Origin of the sequence: Paraburkholderia sp. FT54 (genome assembly GCF_031585635.1) — a bacterium.
GTDB lineage: Bacteria > Pseudomonadota > Gammaproteobacteria > Burkholderiales > Burkholderiaceae > Paraburkholderia.
This window is the reverse complement of the sequence record NZ_CP134195.1, coordinates 896,583-916,171: the sequence shown is the minus strand read 5'-3', so window position 1 is coordinate 916,171 and position 19,589 is coordinate 896,583. Positions and strand designations below refer to the sequence as shown.

At 63.0% G+C, this 19,589-nt stretch carries 20 protein-coding genes and 1 tRNA gene; 13 read left to right on the top strand and 8 right to left on the bottom strand.

The features are described 5' to 3' along the window. Window positions 1-66 precede the first annotated feature (66 nt). The 6 genes from ribD (at window position 67) to RI103_RS04225 (ending at window position 5,537) form a co-directional block, all read left to right on the top strand. Window positions 67-1,236 (top strand): bifunctional diaminohydroxyphosphoribosylaminopyrimidine deaminase/5-amino-6-(5-phosphoribosylamino)uracil reductase RibD, encoded by a 1,170-nt coding sequence (gene ribD / locus RI103_RS04250; RefSeq protein ID WP_310814164.1) that lies wholly within the window; start codon window positions 67-69, stop codon window positions 1,234-1,236. Between the two features lie 15 nt (window positions 1,237-1,251). Continuing rightward, window positions 1,252-1,866 carry a riboflavin synthase gene (locus RI103_RS04245; RefSeq protein WP_106283367.1) on the top strand — a complete coding sequence of 205 codons (615 nt, stop codon included), beginning with the start codon at window positions 1,252-1,254 and terminating at the stop codon, window positions 1,864-1,866. A gap of 200 nt (window positions 1,867-2,066) precedes the next feature. Beyond that, the gene (gene ribBA, locus RI103_RS04240) at window positions 2,067-3,203 is read left to right on the top strand and encodes a bifunctional 3,4-dihydroxy-2-butanone-4-phosphate synthase/GTP cyclohydrolase II (RefSeq protein ID WP_310814163.1); all 1,137 of its coding nucleotides are present in this window, start codon (window positions 2,067-2,069) and stop codon (window positions 3,201-3,203) included. A 49-nt stretch (window positions 3,204-3,252) separates the two neighbouring features. Next, entirely contained in the window at window positions 3,253-3,759 is a 507-nt protein-coding gene (gene ribH, locus RI103_RS04235; protein WP_006050161.1) for a 6,7-dimethyl-8-ribityllumazine synthase, read from the top strand. Further along, window positions 3,756-4,190: a transcription antitermination factor NusB gene (gene nusB, locus RI103_RS04230; protein WP_310814162.1), complete on the top strand. Its 435-nt coding sequence runs from the start codon at window positions 3,756-3,758 to the stop codon at window positions 4,188-4,190. Before ribH ends, nusB begins: the two co-directional genes overlap by 4 nt. Before the next feature lie 150 nt (window positions 4,191-4,340). Further along, complete coding sequence (locus tag RI103_RS04225) at window positions 4,341-5,537, top strand: pyridoxal phosphate-dependent aminotransferase (RefSeq protein ID WP_310814161.1); 1,197 nt, start codon at window positions 4,341-4,343, stop codon at window positions 5,535-5,537. Between the two features lie 116 nt (window positions 5,538-5,653). Here the strand turns inward: RI103_RS04225 and RI103_RS04220 are convergent, their stop codons facing one another. Then, complete coding sequence (locus tag RI103_RS04220) at window positions 5,654-6,841, bottom strand: lytic transglycosylase domain-containing protein (RefSeq protein WP_310814160.1); 1,188 nt, start codon at window positions 6,839-6,841, stop codon at window positions 5,654-5,656. A gap of 606 nt (window positions 6,842-7,447) precedes the next feature. On the opposite strand from RI103_RS04220, the gene RI103_RS04215 reads away from it, so the two are divergent. Further along, on the top strand, window positions 7,448-9,016 hold the full coding sequence (locus RI103_RS04215) for a UbiD family decarboxylase (protein WP_310814159.1): 1,569 nt from the start codon (window positions 7,448-7,450) through the stop codon (window positions 9,014-9,016). A gap of 53 nt (window positions 9,017-9,069) precedes the next feature. Further along, window positions 9,070-9,747, top strand: coding sequence for a LysE family transporter (locus tag RI103_RS04210; protein WP_310814158.1), 678 nt, complete (start codon window positions 9,070-9,072; stop codon window positions 9,745-9,747). 90 nt (window positions 9,748-9,837) lie between these two features. On the opposite strand, the gene RI103_RS04205 is transcribed toward RI103_RS04210, so the two are convergent. From RI103_RS04205 to RI103_RS04195, 3 genes are all read right to left on the bottom strand, one after another. Next, complete coding sequence (locus RI103_RS04205) at window positions 9,838-10,803, bottom strand: threo-3-hydroxy-L-aspartate ammonia-lyase (RefSeq protein ID WP_310814157.1); 966 nt, start codon at window positions 10,801-10,803, stop codon at window positions 9,838-9,840. A gap of 245 nt (window positions 10,804-11,048) precedes the next feature. Beyond that, window positions 11,049-11,342, bottom strand: coding sequence for a hypothetical protein (locus RI103_RS04200; RefSeq protein ID WP_310814156.1), 294 nt, complete (start codon window positions 11,340-11,342; stop codon window positions 11,049-11,051). Window positions 11,343-11,714: 372 nt separating this feature from the next. Next, complete coding sequence (locus tag RI103_RS04195; protein ID WP_176058684.1) at window positions 11,715-11,876, bottom strand: hypothetical protein; 162 nt, start codon at window positions 11,874-11,876, stop codon at window positions 11,715-11,717. Between the two features lie 236 nt (window positions 11,877-12,112). Between RI103_RS04195 and RI103_RS04190 the strand changes: the two genes are divergently transcribed. The 3 genes from RI103_RS04190 (at window position 12,113) to RI103_RS04180 (ending at window position 14,238) form a co-directional block, all read left to right on the top strand. Next, on the top strand, window positions 12,113-13,051 hold the full coding sequence (locus tag RI103_RS04190) for a DUF2520 domain-containing protein (protein WP_310814155.1): 939 nt from the start codon (window positions 12,113-12,115) through the stop codon (window positions 13,049-13,051). Between the two features lie 78 nt (window positions 13,052-13,129). After that, window positions 13,130-13,450, top strand: a complete 321-nt coding sequence (locus tag RI103_RS04185) for an EthD family reductase (RefSeq protein ID WP_310814154.1) — start codon at window positions 13,130-13,132, stop codon at window positions 13,448-13,450. A gap of 224 nt (window positions 13,451-13,674) precedes the next feature. Beyond that, entirely contained in the window at window positions 13,675-14,238 is a 564-nt protein-coding gene (locus RI103_RS04180) for a YggT family protein (RefSeq protein ID WP_310814153.1), read from the top strand. A gap of 89 nt (window positions 14,239-14,327) precedes the next feature. Here RI103_RS04180 and RI103_RS04175 read toward each other — a convergent pair whose 3' ends face one another. After that, complete coding sequence (locus RI103_RS04175) at window positions 14,328-15,224, bottom strand: hypothetical protein (RefSeq protein ID WP_409076962.1); 897 nt, start codon at window positions 15,222-15,224, stop codon at window positions 14,328-14,330. A 696-nt stretch (window positions 15,225-15,920) separates the two neighbouring features. On the opposite strand from RI103_RS04175, the gene RI103_RS04170 reads away from it, so the two are divergent. After that, window positions 15,921-15,994: transfer RNA gene (locus RI103_RS04170), tRNA-Gly, on the top strand. A 762-nt stretch (window positions 15,995-16,756) separates the two neighbouring features. Next, on the top strand, window positions 16,757-17,536 hold the full coding sequence (trmB, locus tag RI103_RS04165; protein WP_310814151.1) for a tRNA (guanosine(46)-N7)-methyltransferase TrmB: 780 nt from the start codon (window positions 16,757-16,759) through the stop codon (window positions 17,534-17,536). Window positions 17,537-17,621: 85 nt separating this feature from the next. On the opposite strand, the gene RI103_RS04160 is transcribed toward trmB, so the two are convergent. The 3 genes from RI103_RS04160 to RI103_RS04150 form a co-directional block, all read right to left on the bottom strand. Then, complete coding sequence (locus RI103_RS04160) at window positions 17,622-18,458, bottom strand: undecaprenyl-diphosphate phosphatase (protein WP_310814150.1); 837 nt, start codon at window positions 18,456-18,458, stop codon at window positions 17,622-17,624. Between the two features lie 81 nt (window positions 18,459-18,539). Then, complete coding sequence (locus RI103_RS04155; RefSeq protein ID WP_310814149.1) at window positions 18,540-19,133, bottom strand: DUF1439 domain-containing protein; 594 nt, start codon at window positions 19,131-19,133, stop codon at window positions 18,540-18,542. Between the two features lie 87 nt (window positions 19,134-19,220). Beyond that, window positions 19,221-19,556: a YkgJ family cysteine cluster protein gene (locus tag RI103_RS04150; RefSeq protein WP_310814148.1), complete on the bottom strand. Its 336-nt coding sequence runs from the start codon at window positions 19,554-19,556 to the stop codon at window positions 19,221-19,223. Window positions 19,557-19,589: the final 33 nt, after the last annotated feature.

The following is a 19,589-nucleotide window of genomic DNA, read 5'->3' as shown; positions in this document are numbered from 1 at the left end:
GCGAGACAGCACATCGCTAAAACCGAAACCCGTTACAGCCCAGCCACCGTACCCGACCGGACACAGATGTTTTCGCAAACCGATTTCGTCCATATGGAACGCGCGCTCGCGTTGGCCAAGCGCGGCATGTACACCACCGATCCGAATCCCCGGGTCGGCTGCGTGCTCGTCAAGAACGGCGAGATGATCGGCGAAGGCTTCACGCAGCCGGCCGGTCAGGACCATGCCGAGATCCGCGCGTTGAAAGACGCGCGCTCGCGCGGTCATGACCTGCGCGGCGCTACGGCCTATGTGACGCTGGAGCCGTGCAGCCACTTCGGCCGCACGCCGCCGTGCGTGAATGCGCTCATCGAAGCGCAGATCGCGCGCGTGGTCGCGGCGATGGAAGATCCCAATCCGCAGGTATCCGGACGCGGTCTCGCGATGCTGCGCGATGCCGGCATCGAAGTGCGCTGCGGACTGCTCGCCCTCGAAGCGCACGAACTCAATATCGGCTTCGTCTCGCGCATGACGCGCGGCCGCCCGTGGGTGCGCATGAAAGTGGCGGCCTCGCTGGACGGCCGTACCGGTTTGCCTTCGGGCGAGAGCCAGTGGATCACCGGTGAAGCGGCACGCGCGGACGGCCACGCCTGGCGCGCCCGTGCGTCGGCGATCCTGACTGGCATCGGCACGGTCAGGGAAGACGATCCGCGCATGACGGTGCGCGCCGTCGACACGCCGCGCCAGCCGCAACGCGTACTGATCGACAGCCAGCTCGACGTGCCGCCCGGGGCGCAGATTCTGGCCGGCGCACCCACGCTGATCTTCTGCGGCAATCTCGATCAACGCCATACAGATCGCGCCAATGCGCTGCGCGATCGCGGCGCCGAGATCGTCCAGCTGGCGAATCCGGACGGCAAGGTCGATCTGCCCGGCGTGCTGAAAGTGCTCGGCGAGCGCAACGTGAACGAACTGCATGTCGAGGCGGGCTACAAGCTGAACGGCTCGCTGCTGCGCGAAGGCTGTGTCGACGAACTGCTCGTGTATCTCGCGCCGAGCCTGCTCGGCATGGATTCGATGAGCATGTTCAACCTGAGTGCGCCCGAAACGCTCGAAGGCCGCGTCAAGCTGAACTTCCACGCGATCGACCGGATCGGCGAGGATCTGCGGATTCTCGCGCGCTTTGTGCCCCAACACGCACCCGAGGCCACGCCCGGACCCGGCACCGACCCCGCGCCCCCAACCGTTTCGAAATGATCAAGGATCAGTACGATGTTCACAGGAATCGTCGCGGCCGTGGGCCGCATTGAATCAGTCAAGCCGCTCGGCACGGACGGCGACGCGGGTGTACGCCTGAACGTCGAAGCCGGCGGCCTCGATCTCGGCGACGTGCAGCTCGGCGACAGCATTACGATCCAGGGCGCATGCATGACCGTGGTCGCGAAGACCGCCCACTCGTTCGAAGTCGACGTGTCGCGCGAAAGCCTGAACTGCACGGCCGGCCTCGGCGAGACCGGCGAAGTGAATCTCGAGAAAGCGCTGCGCGCGCACGACCGGCTCGGCGGACATATCGTCTCCGGCCACGTGGACGGCCTCGGCACGGTCACGCATTTCGCGCCGGTCGGCGAATCGCACGAACTGCGCGTGCTGGCGCCGCGCGAGATCGGCCGCTACCTGGCGTACAAAGGTTCTATCACTGTCAATGGCGTGAGCTTGACCGTCAACTCGGTTAAAGATCGCGACGATGGCTGCGAGTTCTCGATCAACCTGATTCCGCACACCGTCGAAGTAACGGCGCTCAAACGTCTGCGTGAAGGCACGCAGGTGAACCTGGAGATCGATCTGATCGCGCGCTACGTCGAGCGCATGCTGAACGCGCCGAAATAAACGACCGCAAGCCCGGCCGCGCATGGGCCGGCGGCGGCGCTGCGCCGCTTTCAGCCGGTTCATGCCTGCATCGTTTCGACGAGCATAACGACGGCGGACGGCTCATCGCCAGTCGGCCAAACGGCCTATGCCGTTCGGCGGAGGCGACTTGGGCTCGCGCGTGGCGTAAAATACGCGCTTTCTCCGAAACTCTCGCCAACATGACGCTCGCCTCCACTCCAGAGATCATTGCCGAACTGAAAGCAGGCCGGATGGTGATCCTCGTCGACGAAGAAGACCGCGAAAACGAGGGCGACCTTGTGATCGCCGCCGAATTCGTCACGCCGGAAGCGATCAACTTCATGGCCCGCTACGGCCGTGGCCTGATCTGCCTGACACTCACGCAGGAACGCTGCAAGCTGCTGAACCTGCCGCTCATGACGTACCGCAACGGCACGCAATACGGAACGGCGTTCACCGTCAGTATCGAAGCGGCAGAAGGCGTCACCACCGGCATCTCGGCGGCCGACCGCGCCCGCACTATCGCCGCCGCGGTCGCACCGGATGCCAAGGCCGAACACATCGTGCAGCCAGGCCACGTGTTCCCGATCATGGCGCAGCCCGGCGGCGTGCTGGTGCGTGCCGGCCACACCGAGGCGGGCTGCGACTTCACCGCGCTGGCAGGCCTCACGCCGGCCGCGGTGATCTGCGAAGTCATCAAGGACGACGGCACGATGGCGCGCTTGCCGGACCTGATGGAATTCGCGAAGGAACACGGTCTGAAAATCGGCACGATCGCGGATTTGATCCACTATCGCAGCCGCACGGAGTCGATTGTCGAGCGGATTTGCGAGCGCACCATGCAAACGGCGCACGGCGCGTTTCGCGCGGTCATGTATCTCGACCAGCCGAGCGGCCAGCCGCACATCGCGCTGGTGCGCGGCACGCCCTGCACGGATCAGGACACGCTGGTGCGCGTGCATGAACCGCTGTCGGTGCTGGATCTGCTCGAAGTCGGCGAATCCACCCACTCGTGGACGCTCGATGCGGCCATGAAAGAGATCGCCGCGCGCGACTGCGGCGTGATCGTGCTGCTGAACTGCGGCGACTCGAAAGACCATCTGATCGACGTTTTCAAGGCGTTCGACTCGAAGGAAAAAGCCGACGCGCTCAAACGCCGCCCGGTCGACTTCAAGACGTACGGCATCGGCGCGCAGATTCTGCGCGAGCTCGGTGTCGGCAAGATGCAGGTGCTGTCGAACCCTCGCAAGCTGGGCAGCATGTCGGGCTACGGTCTCGAAGTCACGGGCTTCGTGCCGATGCCGGGCGGCAAGGCACAAGCTCCGCAACAAGGCTGATCCGACCATTCACGCGCTTAGCGCCCACTCAAAACACTACGGAATTCACATGGAAATCGGACAATACCAACCGAATCTCGACGGCGACGGACTGCGTATCGGCATCGTCCAGGCGCGCTTTAACGAACCCGTCTGCAACGGCCTCGCGGACTCCTGCATCGAAGAACTCGAACGCCTCGGCGTCACCGGCGAAGACGTGCTGCTCGTCACCGTGCCGGGCGCGCTGGAAATCCCGCTGGCGCTGCAAAAACTCGCCGAGAGCGCGCAATTCGACGCACTGATCGCACTCGGCGCGGTGATTCGCGGCGAAACGTATCACTTCGAACTGGTCTCGAACGAAAGCGGCGCGGGCATCACGCGTATCGGCCTCGACTTCGGCATTCCGGTCGCGAACGCGGTGCTGACAACCGAGAACGACGAGCAAGCCGTCGCGCGCATGACCGAAAAGGGTCGAGACGCGGCGCGCGTAGCCGTCGAAATGGCGAATCTCGCCGTCGCTCTCGAACAACTCGGCGGCGACGACGAGGAAGAAGACGAAGAAGAGGAAGAGGCATGAAGAGCGCACGCCGACGCTCCCGCGAACTGGCCACGCAGGGGCTTTACCAGTGGCTGCTGTCGGGCTCGCCCGGCGGTGAGATCGACGCGCAGCTGCGCGGCGCGCAAGGCTTCGACAAGGCCGACCACGAACATCTGGACGCCATTCTGCACGGTGTGATCCGCGATTCGGACTCACTGTCCGCGGCAATCGCGCCGTGTCTCGACCGTCCGATCGAGCAGCTCTCGCCGGTCGAACGCGCCGTGCTGCTTGTGGCCGCGTTTGAACTGAAGAATCACGTCGACATTCCGTATCGCGTGGTCATCAACGAAGCGGTCGAACTCGCCAAGACGTTCGGCGGCGCGGACGGCTACAAGTACGTGAACGGCGTGCTGGACAAGCTGTCGGCGCAACTGCGCGTGGACGAAACGCAGGCGGCTCGCAAGCGTTGAGTGCAAGGCACATGAGCGGCGGCACGACCGTCGTCATGCGCCTCCCTGAGCGCGGCGGCGCAACCGAACCGTTTGCAAGGACGGCGTTTCACGCGTGAACACACGCGCCAAACGTCGTCCCGCTTTTGCTTTTGAACTGGATTTGATCGTATGAACTCCGTGACCGAACCCCTGGTGCGGCTTGCTGCACGCGTGGACGCCATCCAGCCTTTCTATGTGATGGAGCTGGCCAAGGAGGCCGCGCTTCTCGAGCGCGACGGACGCGACATCATTCACATGGGAATCGGCGAGCCCGATTTCACCGCGCCGGAGCCGGTCATCGAGGCGGCCGCTAGCGCACTGCGCCGTGGCGTCACGCAATACACCAGCGCGGTCGGTCTGCACGCGCTGCGCGAGGCGATCTCGGCGCAATACGCCGACTTCTACGGCGTCAACGTGGATCCGGCGCGAATCGTCGTCACTGCCGGCGCATCGGCCGCATTGCTGCTGGCATGCGCGGCGCTGGTCGATCGCGACGACGAAGTGCTGATGCCCGACCCGTGCTATCCGTGCAACCGTCATTTCGTGATCGCCGCCGAAGGCAAGCCGGTGATGGTGCCAAGCGGCCCGGCCGAACGTTTCCAACTCACAGCCGCCGACGTCGAGCGCCTCTGGAACGAACACACCCGTGGTGTGCTGCTCGCGTCGCCGTCGAATCCGACCGGCACGTCGATCGAACCGGCTGAACTGGAGCGCATCGTCAAGGCTGTGCGGGCGCGTGGCGGCTTTACGATCGTCGACGAGATCTACCAGGGCCTCAGCTACGACGCAAAGCCCGTGTCGGCGCTCTCGTTCGGCGACGACGTGATCACCGTCAACAGCTTCTCGAAGTACTTCAACATGACGGGTTGGCGTCTGGGCTGGCTGGTGGTGCCGCCCGGCATGGTCAGCGCGTTCGAAAAGCTCGCGCAAAACCTGTTCATCTGCGCCTCCGCGCTCGCCCAGCACGCGGCGCTCGCCTGCTTCGAGCCGGAAACGATCGCAATCTACGAAGCGCGGCGCCTGGAATTCAAGCGTCGCCGCGACTTCATCGCGCCGGCGCTCGAATCGCTCGGTTTCTCGGTGCCGGTGATGCCCGATGGCGCGTTCTACGTGTACGCCGATTGCCGCAGGGTCGCGCATGCCGCGGCCGGCGACAGCGCGGCGCTCACCAAGGCCATGCTGCACGATGCCGGAGTGGTGCTGGTGCCGGGTATGGATTTCGGCACGCACGCGCCGAAGGAGTACATCCGGCTGTCGTATGCCACCGCCTATCCGAAGCTGGAAGAAGCGGTCGAGCGGCTCGCGAAGTTCTTCGGCAAGGGCTGAGCGAAGCCGCGCGCTCTCAAGCGCCAGACGAAAAAAAGGACACGCCTGCTGGGTGTCCTTTTTTTGTTGCCGCTTGCTTCAACAGCTAACTGTCTGTCAGCTTTACGCTACCAACCTCAAGCGCCCAACTCCGACGCCGATGCCACGTGTTTGGTCGCGCTGGCGCTCGCATCGTCCTGCTCGGAGGAAACCGGCGTCTTCACCGATGTCGCCGCGCTCAACGGATGACTGCCCTCGAGCGTCACCTGCACGCGCTTGCCGTTGCCGGCGGACGCAGCCGTAGCCGTATTGGTCGACGCAGTGAGAACCGGCGCCTGCGGTGCGTTGATCGGCACCTTGCGGCCACGCGCCACATCGCGCAGACGGCCACGTTCGGCCATCACCTTGGCGCCGTAGCCGCCGTCGTCCTGCGAGGTCGAGCCGACGTACAGACGCAAGCCGCCCGGCAGCGAGCCGCCTCGCGCGATGCAATCCTTCAGCACCAGCGCGCCCACCTTGATGTTCGCGACCGGTTCGAGCGCCGCGCTCTGGCCTCCGAAATACTGGAATTTGTCCGAGTGCACCTTGGACATCACCTGCATCAGGCCTTGCGCGCCCACGCCGCTCTCGGCGTACGGGTTGAAGCCCGATTCGATCGCCATCACGGAGAGCAGCAGCAGCGGATCGAGACCGACTTCATGGCCTGTGTCGAACGCGGCCTTCACGAGCTCGCTGACGGGCTCCTGAGCGACGCGATAGCGCCGCGCCAGATAGGATGCAACCAGATCCTGCTCGCGGGTCGAGATCAGCACGCGGTCGTCGCGCGCGTCGGCGGAAACGCGTTGCGACGGGATCAGCCGCGCCAGCGCGGTGACGCTTTGCATGGTGCGCGGGTCGAGGCCGTTCAGTGCCGCGACGCCCATGCCGTTCGAGCCAGCAATGTCGAATGCGCCGTCGAAGCTCGTGTTACTCGCGGTGACGCCAGAGTTGCCGCTGCTTGCGCCGCTCACGGCATCGGAACCGTTCGAGTTGGCGGACAGCGAGTCCTCAGAGGACGCCCGTGCGGGCGGTCCGAAAGCCGGCAGCGGGTTGCCCTGCAGCAGACGGGCGGGACCGGCTTGCACAGCGGCGGAGATGACCGGCATCAACTTGGCGGCAAGCGTGCCGCGCAGGGCCGGCATCAGCCACAGTGCGACTGTCAGCACAACGGCGATCCCGCCGACGATGCTGAACAGGTGATGACTCATCCGCGTCCCGCGACGCAGCACACCACGCACAACTTGCGCGATACGCTCATCGGGACGCCACGATAACCAGGCGTTCATTCAGATCTCCCATGTTGCATGATCCGCGAACCCCGCCGGATGAAGAGGCGGTGAGGCACGTTCGCAGAGTCAAGACGTCGCGTGCTCTGTCTGGTTAGGGCAGCAGCGACGTCGGGAAAACGGCAAATACCGTCTGTGGGGAGCCATCCTGAAAAAGGATCGCGGCATGTCAAAAAAGCATGCGGGCGGTGGCTCCCACGCGAAAAACCAGCGTCAGTCGGCGCTGGCAGCACATCAATAAGACCGATAGATACCGTGCAGGGGTCGGTAAGCGGTGACGCGTTGCGTCTGATGGGACCGGGGGCAGTGGTAAAAAGGTTCACGCCCTGCAACCAATGTGGACGGATTCTATGCAGGGTTTTATAGATCGTCAACACTATAGCTAAGCAAATGTATAACTAATTGTAATAATGAACAGTGTTCAGAGCGTCCAAAACCGCCCGCCGCGCGCGATTTGAGCCATTTCGATTCCTCCGTCTCGCCTAGGCCGTTTGGCCGCTCTACGTGCGCTCGCCAACACAGGTAAAATCGACAATCGTTCTGGCGCCGTTAGACCCTGTTGCGCCTCCCCTTTTCCGCCGCTCGTGCGGCATTGAACCGCACCAGATGAAATACAAAGACCTGCGCGATTTCGTCGGCCGTCTCGAGACGATCGGCGAACTGCGCCGCATCTCACAAAACGTCTCGCCTGTCCTGGAAATGACCGAGTTGTGCGACCGCGTGCTGCGCGCCGGCGGTCCGGCTTTGCTGTTCGAGAGCAAGGCACAGCATGCGTTTCCGGTGCTCGGCAACCTGTTCGGCACGCCTCGGCGGGTCGCGCTCGGCATGGGTATCGACGCGCAAGCCGGCGAAGGCGACGGCGCCGCGCTCGAGTCGCTGCGCGACGTGGGCCGGCTGCTCTCCGCATTGAAGGAACCGGAGCCGCCGAAGGGGCTCAAGGACGCCGGCAAACTGTTCTCGCTCGCAAAGGCGGTATGGGACATGGCGCCCAAGACGGTTAGCGCGCCGCCCTGCCAGGAAATCGTCTGGGAAGGCCGCGACGTCGACCTCGCCAGACTGCCGATTCAGACGTGCTGGCCGGGCGACGCGGGTCCGTTGATCACATGGGGCCTGACCGTGACAAAAGGTCCTAATAAGAGCCGACAAAACTTAGGCATATATCGCCAGCAATTAATCGGACGTAACAAACTGATCATGCGATGGCTCGCGCATCGCGGCGGCGCGCTCGATTTTCGCGAGTTCGCGCTGCAGAATCCGGGCAAGCCGTATCCGGTAGCCGTCGTGCTTGGCGCCGATCCGGCGACGATCCTCGGCGCGGTCACGCCGGTGCCCGACACGCTGTCCGAATACCAGTTCGCCGGCCTGCTGCGCGGCGGCCGCACCGAACTGGCGAAGTGCCTCACCCCGGGCGTCGATGGCTTGCAGGTGCCCGCACGCGCCGAAATCGTGCTCGAAGGCTTCATCTATCCGCAGGAGGGCGTGCCCTCGCCCGCTCCCGCAGGCGCTCCGCCGCGTCCGGTCAAAGGCGCGTCGGCGGGCTACGAACATGCGTTGGAAGGCCCGTACGGCGATCACACCGGCTACTACAACGAGCAGGAGTGGTTCCCCGTCTTCACAGTCGAGCGCATCACCATGCGGCGCGACGCGATCTACCACTCCACCTACACCGGCAAACCGCCTGACGAGCCCGCCGTACTCGGCGTCGCGCTCAACGAAGTGTTCGTGCCGCTGCTGCAAAAGCAGTTCAGTGAGATCACCGACTTCTATTTGCCGCCCGAAGGCTGCAGCTACCGCATGGCCATCGTGCAGATGAAGAAGAGCTATCCCGGCCACGCCAAACGCGTGATGTTCGGCGTGTGGAGCTTCCTGCGGCAGTTCATGTATACGAAGTTCATCGTCGTAGTCGACGAGGACGTGAATATCCGCGACTGGAAGGAAGTGATCTGGGCAATCACCACGCGCATCGATCCGGCGCGCGACACGGTGCTGGTGGATCGCACACCGATCGACTATCTGGATTTCGCCTCGCCCGTCGCGGGACTCGGATCGAAGATGGGCCTCGACGCGACCAACAAGTGGCCCGGCGAAACCGATCGCGAATGGGGCCGCCCCATCGTGATGGACGACGCGGTCAAACAGCGCATCGACACCTTGTGGAACGAGTTGGGCCTCTGAGGCAAGCCGTACAACAAAACTGAAATAACAAAGCTATCGGAGCAGTTGCGCGGATGCATGCCTTTTCAATGATGTCGGATGGATTTTTTCTGTCGTTGTCGCTGTGCCTCGATATCGGTCTCGTGAACGTCGCCATCATTTCCCTGACGCTCTCGCATGGCTTCAAACCGGGCTTCTGGCTCGGCCTCGGTTCGTGCTTCGGCGATCTGATCTACGCGGCGCTCGCGCTCGCGGGCATGGCCGCGTTGCTGCAGTTCGAATCGGTACGCTGGGTGGTGTGGATCGGCGGCGCGGCGATCCTGCTTTTCCTGACCTGGAAAATGACGCGTGAAGCGATGTTCCCGGCGACCGCGCCGGCAGTGGCCGGCGAGGCGGACGCCAATGCGCCGCATCTGTCCGCGTGGCGCGGTTTCTTGCGCGGCGTCCTGCTGGCCGTGTCATCGCCATCGGCGATTCTGTGGTTCGCCGCGGTCGGCGGCGCGCTGATCGCGAAAGCGGGCGCCACCAGCGTGACGACCGCGCCGGTATTTCTCGGCGGATTTTTTCTCGGCGGTCTGTGCTGGACGATCTTTATCTGCGGACTCGGCAGCCACGGACGCAAACGCGCCGGCACCGGTTTGCTGCGCGCCTGTCACGTGCTGTCGGCGCTGCTGTTTGCGTACTTCTCGTACAGCGTGATCGTCAACGGTTATCGCGACCTGATCGTGCAAACCGCGCACGCGGCAAGCTGACATAACAACGGCTCGCGCTGGCGAGCCGTTTTCGATCGGGTATCAGGCATCAGGTTCTGCGAGCGCAGTAGCGCCAGCCGACGCGATGTCTCAAGCGAGATACTGCGCGAGCTTCTCCAGATCGACGTTACCGCCGCTCACGACCACGCCGACACGCTTGCCCTTCACCGGCAAGATGCCGTTGAGCACCGCGGCCGCGGCGAGACAGCCCGTCGGCTCGACCACGATCTTCATGCGCTGCGCGAAAAAGCGCATCGTCTCGATCAACTGCTGGTCACTGACCGTTTCGATTTGCGCGACCAGCTTTCGGATGATCGCGAACGTGTAGTCGCCGAGATGCGTGGAGGCGGCGCCGTCGGCGATCGTGCGCGGCGTGTCGATATGCACGACCTCACCGCGCGCCAGCGACTGCTGACCGTCGTTGCCCGCTTCCGGCTCGATGCCGATCACCGTACATGACGGACTCAATGCCGCCGCGGACAACGCGCTGCCGCCGATCAACCCGCCACCGCCGAGGCACACGAACAGCATGTCGAGCGGACCGGTTTCCTCGATCAACTCTTTCACCGCCGTGCCCTGCCCGGCGATCACATGCGGATGGTCGTACGGCGGAATCAGCGTCATGCCGCGCTCTTCGGCAAGCCGCCGGCCGATCTCTTCACGGTTCTCCGTGTAGTGGTCATAGGTGATCACTTCGCCGCCGTAACCCTTGGTTGCCGCCACTTTGGCCGCTGGCGCGTCTTGCGGCATGACGATCGTCGCGTGGATGCCGGCGAGGCGGGCCGACAATGCGATCGCCTGGGCATGGTTACCCGACGAATAGGTCAGCACACCGGCTTTGCGTTGCTCCGCGTCGAAATGCGAGATCGCGTTATAGGCGCCGCGAAACTTGAAAGCGCCCATGCGCTGAAAATTTTCGCACTTGAAGAACACCGACGCCCCCGTGCGCTCATTGAACGTGGTCGAGGTCAGAACGGGAGTGCGGTGGGCGACGCCGTCGAGACGCGCTGCGGCGTCGAGTACGTCGTCGAAAGTGGGAGCGGGAAGCGCTTGCATCGGCAAAACTCTCCAGAGCGGTGGCGAAACAGCCATTCTCCCAGCTTCGACCGAAGTTTGGAACGTCGGCCGTGCAGTGAACTCTGTCACGCCCCCGCCCTGACGCGGTAAGCGCCAATTCAAAACTGCCATTCAAACGACAAGCCCAGCATCGGCTGCGCGAAAGCGCGCCCGAAAAACAAGCGGCGTAACCCGGCGATCAAGCCGGCGTTACGCCGTCAATCCAAATGGCTCTGTTACCGCGATCAGCGGCGATAGTAGCCGTGACCGTAATAGCCGCGATAATAACCGTGGTGATAGTACGGACGTCCATAGCCGCCGTAATACCCGCCCACCACGACCGGCGGCGGTGCATAAACGACTGGCGGCGCATAAACCGGCTGTGGCGCGTAGTAAACCGGCGGCGGCGCGGCATAAACCGGATAAGCCGGCGCAACCGGCACCCCGATACCGATACCGACGGAAACGTGCGCCTGGGCGGCACCGGCAATTCCCAAGCCGAGTGCTGCGGCAACGACAAACGGAACGATCTTTTTCACTTTATTCTCCTAGCGCGGCCCACCAAGGTCGCCGACTTCGCATGCCCTGCATGCTCTGAAATCAATGTATCGAAAAAGACCGAGCCTATTTGTTCACATTTGTTGCAAATTGCAATTGGCCGCGAAAGGCCGCCACGTCCGCTTTCGCGGCGCGCCGCCATTCGGCTTCGCAACGCACTGAAAACTCAGGGATTGCGCATGGCAGAAACAGCGCAATCAGTCGTGACGCCTGCTTTAAGGCCTGGAGCGTGCGCTTCGCGGTAATCTTTGATTACAAATTAACTTCAATCCTGACGCCGTCCGGTTGAGCTCCAAAATGAAAAATGCCCGGCTGATGAGCCGGGCATTTCTTACCCTGCGAGGGCCGCAATGTCAGCCGACCTTCACATACGCAAATTCGCGGGACACGCTCGGCGGGACATAGGCGCCGCTGATCCGCACGCGCGGCGTCAGGCGCTTTTTCTGGTCCCACCAGCGACGGCGCTGTGCATGCGTCAGGAACCGCAAGTGCTTTCGGTAAGAAAAAATACTCATCGTGAACCTCCCGAATCTGACTGCGAGACGAAGTACCCAGAACAGCAACTGCCAAACCGGCTCTGAAGAATTGTGAGCAGTTTTCAAGCGCGCGGGGCGCACGCCGCCGGATGGCCGGCCGGGCGCGTCATATCGCGCGCGCATTGATCGAAGGAAAGCCTCGCGAGGCCGTGCCGCGGGCGTGGCCGATGCGCGATACTTCTGCTTTTCCAATGTTCCGTCTGGAGCAGGCAACCATGTCCCAGTCCTCTCTGCCGCGCCTCGGCTTTATCGGTGCGGGCCGGCTCGCGCGGTGTCTCGCGCTGAGCTTTTCACGCGCCGGCTATCCGGTCACGGCGGTAGCAAGCCGCTCGGCGGCCTCCGCCGGTCGGCTTGCCAGTCAAATCGAGCATTGCACGGCGTTCGGGAACCCACAACAGGTTGTCGACGCCGCCGATATCGTCTTTTTAGCCGTTCCCGATGACAGCATCGGTACGTCAGCACACACACTCCGGTTCAACCCGGACGACGCGGTTGGCACGCACGGCAAGGCACTCGTCCACTGCAGCGGCGCCTCGCCGGTCGAATTGCTCGCCCCGGCACGCGACCAGGGCGCCTCGATCGGCGGTTTTCACCCACTGTACCTCTTTAGCGGCGAGCTCGCCGATACGGAGCGCATCGCCGGCTGCTCGGTGACGATCGAGGCCGACGGCGCGCTCAAGGACACGCTCACGGCGCTCGCCGTCGCGCTGCGCTGCCATCCGCTGTCGATTCCTGCAGGCGGCCGCATGCTCTATCACGCCGCCGCGCACTACGCCGCCAGCTTCGCGCTGTGCAGCCTCGCGGAGTGCGTCGCGCTGTGGCGCACGCTGGGCTTCGCGGAAGACGACGCCTTGCGCGCGCTGTTGCCAATGCTTTCCGGCACCATCGAAACCGCTCGTGACAAGGGCCTGCCCAACGCCCTCGCGGGTCCCGTATCGCGTGGCGACACGGGTGTCGTGGAGAAGCAGCTGGCGTTGCTGGAGAGCCTCGGCGGCGACCATGCCGCGCTGTACGGGTTGATGTCGCGGCGCGCGGTCGGGCTGGCCGAGCGCCGCGCCACGCCGCCCGCCGCGATCGACGCCATCGCCCAGGCAGTGGAAGAATCGCTCAACCGGTCGCTGAATCAGGCGGCAGCAGGTGCAAGCGTCAAGTAAGCCGTGATAATGTGACGTCCGGCGCCGCGCGCAATCCGCCAGCGTCGCGCATCGGGACCAAACAGACGAGAACGCACAATGATCAAGGTCAGCATCCTTTATCCGTACCGGGAAAACGGCCACTTCGACGTGGACTATTACTGCGTCACGCATATGCCGCTTGCGGCGAAACTATTCGGGCCGTCGCTGAAGGGCTGGTCGGTCGACGTCGGCATCAACGCCGGGCCGCCTGGAACGCCGCCGCCGTACGTCGCCGCGGGCCACTTCCTGTTCGACAGCACGGACGACTTCTACAAGGTCTTCAAGCCGGCTGCCGAGCAATTGATGGCCGACATCCCCAACTACACGGACGGTGGCAACGGCACGATTCTGGTCAGCGAGATCAAGATTTCCGTGTGATGCCCAGCGGAAGCGGAACGAATCACGGCCTTTAATGCAGTGAGCCGTCGATCGTGACCCGCAAACCGTCGCATCGCAACACCACGCGGCCGCTTTAAACGACGCGTAACGCGCCCCAACGGAAAGGCGCGGGAAATCCAACTGAAACCGCCGGCGCGCCGATTGGAGAGCGCCGGCGCCCTGCGGCCGGTCGGCCGCCGTCATCCGAAGGATAAGGACACGAGATGTTTGGCGATATCGCCCGTTTTCTGCTCAATACCGTCTTCACGCTGTTCGGCGCGGCGCTGTTGCTGCGCGCATGGCTGCAGGTCGTGCGCATGCCGCCCTACAACCCTGTCACGAACGCCGTGCTGCAAGTCACCAACTGGATCGTGCTGCCGCTGCGGCATATCCTGCCGAGCACGCGCAAGATCGATTGGGCGAGCCTTGTCGCGGCCCTGCTCGCGGCCATTGTGTACGTGGTCCTGATGGTGGTGCTGACCGGCGCCGATCCGCTCTCGCTGTTGCCGACGCTGCTGATCGTCGCGGTGCTGACGCTGATCAAGTGGGCGCTGAATCTGATCATCTGGATGACGATCCTGATGGCGCTCCTGTCGTGGCTCAATCCACGTTCGCCGGCCATGCCGATCCTGTACCAGCTCACGGCGCCGTTTCTGAATCCGTTGCGCCGCGTGGTGCCGCAGCTCGGCGGCATCGACCTTTCACCGATCCTGCTGTTCGTGATCGTGCAGGTGCTGCTGATGGTGGTCACCCGCGCGGCCGTTCAACTGACTTACTTCGTGATCTGAACGCAAGCGTTGCAAGCCGCTTTCGTCAGCAGCCGCCGCCCGTCAAAGGCGGCGGCTGCTTCGCTTTATGCGTCGCTTGTTGCTTGCGCTTATTGCTTCGTTAGCTGACCGTAGGCGACCGTCGTGTTGGCCGCCGTCTTGATCATGAAGAAAATCGCGCGGGCATACAGGTTGCTGCCCGTGATCGGCAGGAACGTAATCGCGGCATTGCCGGAATAAGTCGCGCCCGATTTCAGCGTGCAGGATGCGGACGTGCCGGTCACGCTCAACGTATAGAGATTTTTCGTGGACGACGGCGTGGCGAGCAGCAATGTTCCGGAGACCGGGCAGTTGCTCAGGGTTCCGCTCAGCGTGCCATCGCTTGCGATCGTCAGCGACGAGCCGGTTTGCGCCCACGTGCCCGCGACGCTCGACTGGGTCACGGCAAGCGCATTCGCGGCGTCGTAGTTCCAGGACAGGTTCACCGTGCTGCCGTTCTCGACGTAGCTGCCGGTGAACGTCTGGTTATTGACGAACGAGCCGGAGCCGGAACTCGCCGGGAAGTAGACGTTGGCGATGAAAGCCGCACCCGAACTGAGCGTCCAGTTCGGCGTGCTGGCCGCGATGACGCCGAAGAATTCCGATATCCCGAAGCCGGCGACCGTATTCAGGTAAGAGATGTTGCCTTGCGGGTCGACGAGCGCCGTGGTCTTGTCGACGCCGGACTGGGCGATCCAGATCCCTTCCACGCCGTTGCCCACGGCCGCTGCCGAACCGCTCTGCGGACTGGACAGACTTGGCAGTTGCTCACCGGCGAGGGCCGGCGAAGAAGCCGGATCCGGCACGCCTGCCGAACCGGGGGCACTCGCCGCCGACGGCGACGAAGCGCTACCTGCCGAAGGCGTCGCCGCCGAATTGCCCCCGTCGCCACCACCGCCGCCACACGCTACCAGAGCGAGCGAAGCGAGCAGGGATAACGTCAATTTAGCCTTATTTTTCATATCCATTTTTTGTTTTTGGGCGAGTGTGCAGCCAATCAGATTGGCTGTGTCACGCCGCTGTTGGTTTGATCTCGATGTTTACCGCCAGCGCCAATTCGTTGAATCATTTCGAAAATCCACTTGACAAAATCAAATCGCGTGAACTCTCGTAACAATTGGAAAAGGACGCCAGAGGAGTAAACGGCGGGATTTCATCAAGCTTTAATATTTATTTGAACGCTTCGAGAGCGGTGTCAGCTGCATGCAGACGAAACATCATGCATAGCGAATAAAGATCGACGCAGGCGCGTATCTGATTGATAGGTCTTGTATTTGGATGCCCTTCTATCCGTCTTCAATTTTCCGCGATCTGATTGGCAATCGACGCGTTAATCGGTGCGTTCGGTGCTGCGTACGGTGGAGGGCGGAACCGGCCTCGGTCTACTCAACGGCGGCGCCTGACCATGACTCGATGCGGGGCCACTTCGGAGTCGCCTCAAGTGAAGCTCGCATGAGAGTTGTTCGGAGCGATAGTCGGCCGAATGGCAACCGCACGCAAGGAAACGCTGAATACGGCCGGCCTAGGTGTGGTGAGGCGGTGCGCCGTGCCGCTCAACACTGCACGCTCCCCGTCAGCACTCCCGCGGCAAGCACGCGTTCAGACGGCCCGTTCAGCCTCACGTTTGCCAAATCGCGTGGAACCCGCGTAGAATGGCGTGCTCTGCGGGCGTCGTATAATGGTAATACCCTAGCTTCCCAAGCTAGAGCCGTGGGTTCGATTCCCATCGCCCGCTCCAGATACTTTCCAGTCAGCCCGTGAACAAGCGGGCAGTTTCGCGAAAGGATCTGTTCCCACCGCTCATGCCCCGTCCGGCGCTTCGTAAAAAGCCATTTCTAGTTCGTCAAATCCAGCAATTGATTCGCGTGCCAAACTATGCAAGCAGACGCGGCATTGCGATAGCGGCCGAGAAAATCTCGAATGCCGCGTTACCATTCTTCGACCGCATTCCCGAAGCACAGTAAGTTAGTCGCGCAGGCGACGCCGCCCCGATCGTGACCCAGCGTGTTCTGCGGGTAAGTTGGAACGGGAGTCAGAGCGGCGGGCACCCAAATCATTTTCGCCATTCTCACATGACGGTAATGACGCGCACACCTGCTGACCGTTGTTATTCGCGAAGATAATCGCCCCGGTAAATTTCCTTAAAAACGATTAAATCAAATTGGCAGGCGCGTCCGTTATTTAAATGTAAGATTCGCGCCCGTATCCCTACTCCCCAACGCCACACTCAGTCTGGACGCACCCTTTTCGGTTGTGCTACCTTACGCGCACTTGCAATGCTTGCTCCACTTTCCTGCTGATGCCTTCAGCAGAATCCAGCACGAGCCGCCTCCATGAAGGCGGCTTTTTTGTCATAGCGGCGGCCCGGCGCGGCGATCCATCAGCATCGCGCTTGCCACCAGCGCGTGTGACTCGCGGCCCATCCCGCGCGAGCGTGGTCAACCCCGCGCAGCACGCCAAGCAAGCCGCCAAGACCTGATCCTTTGTAGCAGCATCGACGATGATCCACGATCCAAACAACGCCGGCCTGCCGGACGAACTCGCAAGGTCCGCCGGCGACGCCGAAGACCAGACCGCCGGCGATGCGCCTCAAGAAGAAGCCCTGCATCGGCGGCGCATCCGCAGCTTCGTCACGCGCGCCGGCCGCGTCTCGACCGGCCAGCGCCGCGCCATGGACGAACTCGGCCCGCGCTTCGTGGTGCCCTTCACCGCGCAACAGCCCGACTGGAACAGCGTATTTGGCCGCGAGGCGCCGCGCGTGCTGGAAATCGGCTTCGGCATGGGTGCGACCACCGCCGAAATCGCCTCGCACCGTCCCGGCGACGATTTTCTCGGCGTCGAAGTACACGAACCGGGGGTGGGCGCACTGCTGAAACTGATGGGCGAACAGAACCTGTCGAACATCCGCATCATTCAGCATGACGCGGTCGAAGTGCTCGAACAGATGATCGCGCCGGAGAGCCTCGACGGCGTGCACATCTTCTTTCCGGACCCGTGGCACAAGGCGCGCCACCACAAGCGCCGGCTGATCCAGCCAAAGTTTGTTGCGCTACTGGCATCGCGCCTGAAGCCGGGCGCCTACCTGCATTGCGCGACGGACTGGCAAAACTATGCCGAACAGATGCTCGAAGTCCTGGGCGCCGATCCGGCGCTGGAAAATACCGCCGACGGCTATGCGCCGCGTCCGGAGTACCGTCCGGTGACGAAGTTCGAGCGCCGTGGGCTGCGGCTCGGACACGGCGTATGGGACCTCGTCTTTCGCAAACGCGGCGCCGTGTAAAACGGCGCAGGAAGATTTATCCGTCGATAAGAAAAAGGTCCGCAAACGCGGACCTTTTCTCATGGATCGACGAAAACGGAAGCGTTCACTCCGTCCAGCTCAAGGCGCCGCTATAGCCGACCAGCAGGATCAGCAGCCCGAAACCGATCCGATACCACGCAAACGCGGTGAAATCGTGGGCGGCGATGTAGCGCAACAGCCAGCGCACACAGGCGAAAGCACTGACGAAGGCAGCCACGAAACCGACCGCGAAGGTACCGAGCGCGTCGACGGAAAGCACATGCCAGTCTTTGTACAGCTCGTAAGCGGTCGCGCCGAAAATGATCGGAATCGCGAGGAAGAAGGAAAACTCCGTGGCGACGCGCCGGTCGAGGCCGAACAGCATCCCGCCGATGATCGTCGAGCCCGAGCGCGACATGCCCGGAATCAGGGCGAAACATTGCGCGAGGCCGACTTTCAGCGCGTCGAGCGCGCTCAGGTCGTCCACGTTCTGCACACGCGCCGCCGTCTCGCCGCGCACGCGCTGACGCGCCTCCGCCCATAGGATCACGACGCCGCCCGCCACCAGCGCGAACGCGACCGGCACCGGCGAGAACAGCGCCGCTTTGATGGATTTTTCGAACAGCAAGCCGAGCACGATGGCCGGAATCGTGGCGATGATCACGTTCAGCGTGAAGCGGCGCGCATCCGGCCGGCTCGGCAAACCGGACACCACGCTGCCGATGCGGCGGCGAAACTCCCAACATACCGCGAGAATCGCGCCGAGCTGAATCACGACGTCGAAGGTTTTCGCGTGCTCATCCGTAAAGTTCAGCAGACTGCCCGCGACGATCAAATGCCCGGTGCTCGACACGGGCAAAAACTCCGTCAACCCCTCGACGACGCCCAGAATCAGCGCCTTGCAAGCCAATAGCCAGTCCATCCTTGACCCTCATCGCTGTAGATAGTCGGAACGAACAGGGCCGGCACGAAAAACACGCGGCCCTGCCGGCCGCGCGCCGCGTCATTTTTCGACGATTTGCACGCGTATACCGTTTGTAAGGATGGTGATTGTACCGGGTTCGTAATTCACTCCGGCAAATTGAAGTTGTTCGGGTTTGAAGGTGTAGATCGGATAGTTGGTCAGCAACTGCGTGGCGAGCAGTGCCGCCGCGGCGTTGATCTGCTGCGTGTAGGCCTGCGCCTGCCCGCTCACGCTGACGTTGTCGACGTTCGGCGACTTGAGCACAACCGATTTGCTGGCGGCGTCATAAGCCAGTTCGCTCGACAGCGTGAACACGCCGTCGACCGGCTGCGGCATGAAGGGACTGGCGAGGCGTGCGTCGAGCTTCACCGAGACGCGATTCGCGTCCGGCAGCAAACCGACCACGGGGTGGGTCAGCGCGACATCGAACACTTGCGAGACCGTGCGCTGATAGGGGAATTTGCGCTGCACCGCGTCCTGCACCTGCTGCTGCGAGAACGTGTAGTGCGAAGGGATGAACGGAAAAGTCGACGTTGCGCAGGCCGCGAGCGAAACGGTGATGCCGAGCGCGCTACAGCCCGTCAGCGCGGCAAGGAGGAAGCGGCGCCGGGCCGGCGCAGCGGGTCGAGTCATGCGAAATCTCCTGTGAAAACCTGTTCGGGCATGCGATTGCGTTGTTCGTTTTCGGGTTGTGGGTGTGCGGCGATCCGCCTGCGCGCGTCAGCAGCGAACCACCGGTTGCGCGTGCGGTTGAGTTTGCGTTTCAAGCTGCGTGAGCCACGCGAGTGCTTCGCCACGGTTCGTGCCGCACATTTCCATTTGCGGTTGCAGACCGGAACAGCATGCCGGCCGCTCCGGTCGGCCGAAGATCGCGCAGCGCAGATCGTCGCCAAGTTGCACGCAGCGTATGCCCGCCGGCTTGCCGTTCGGCATGCCCGGAATCGGACTCGAAATAGACGGCGCGATGCAACACGCGCCGCAATCGGGGCGGCACGCATGACCGGCCACGTGGAACGGAGACTCGCGCTTCACGGCGCTGTTCGGCACATCACTCACGACATTTTTCCTGAACCCGAAAACAGGCAATGC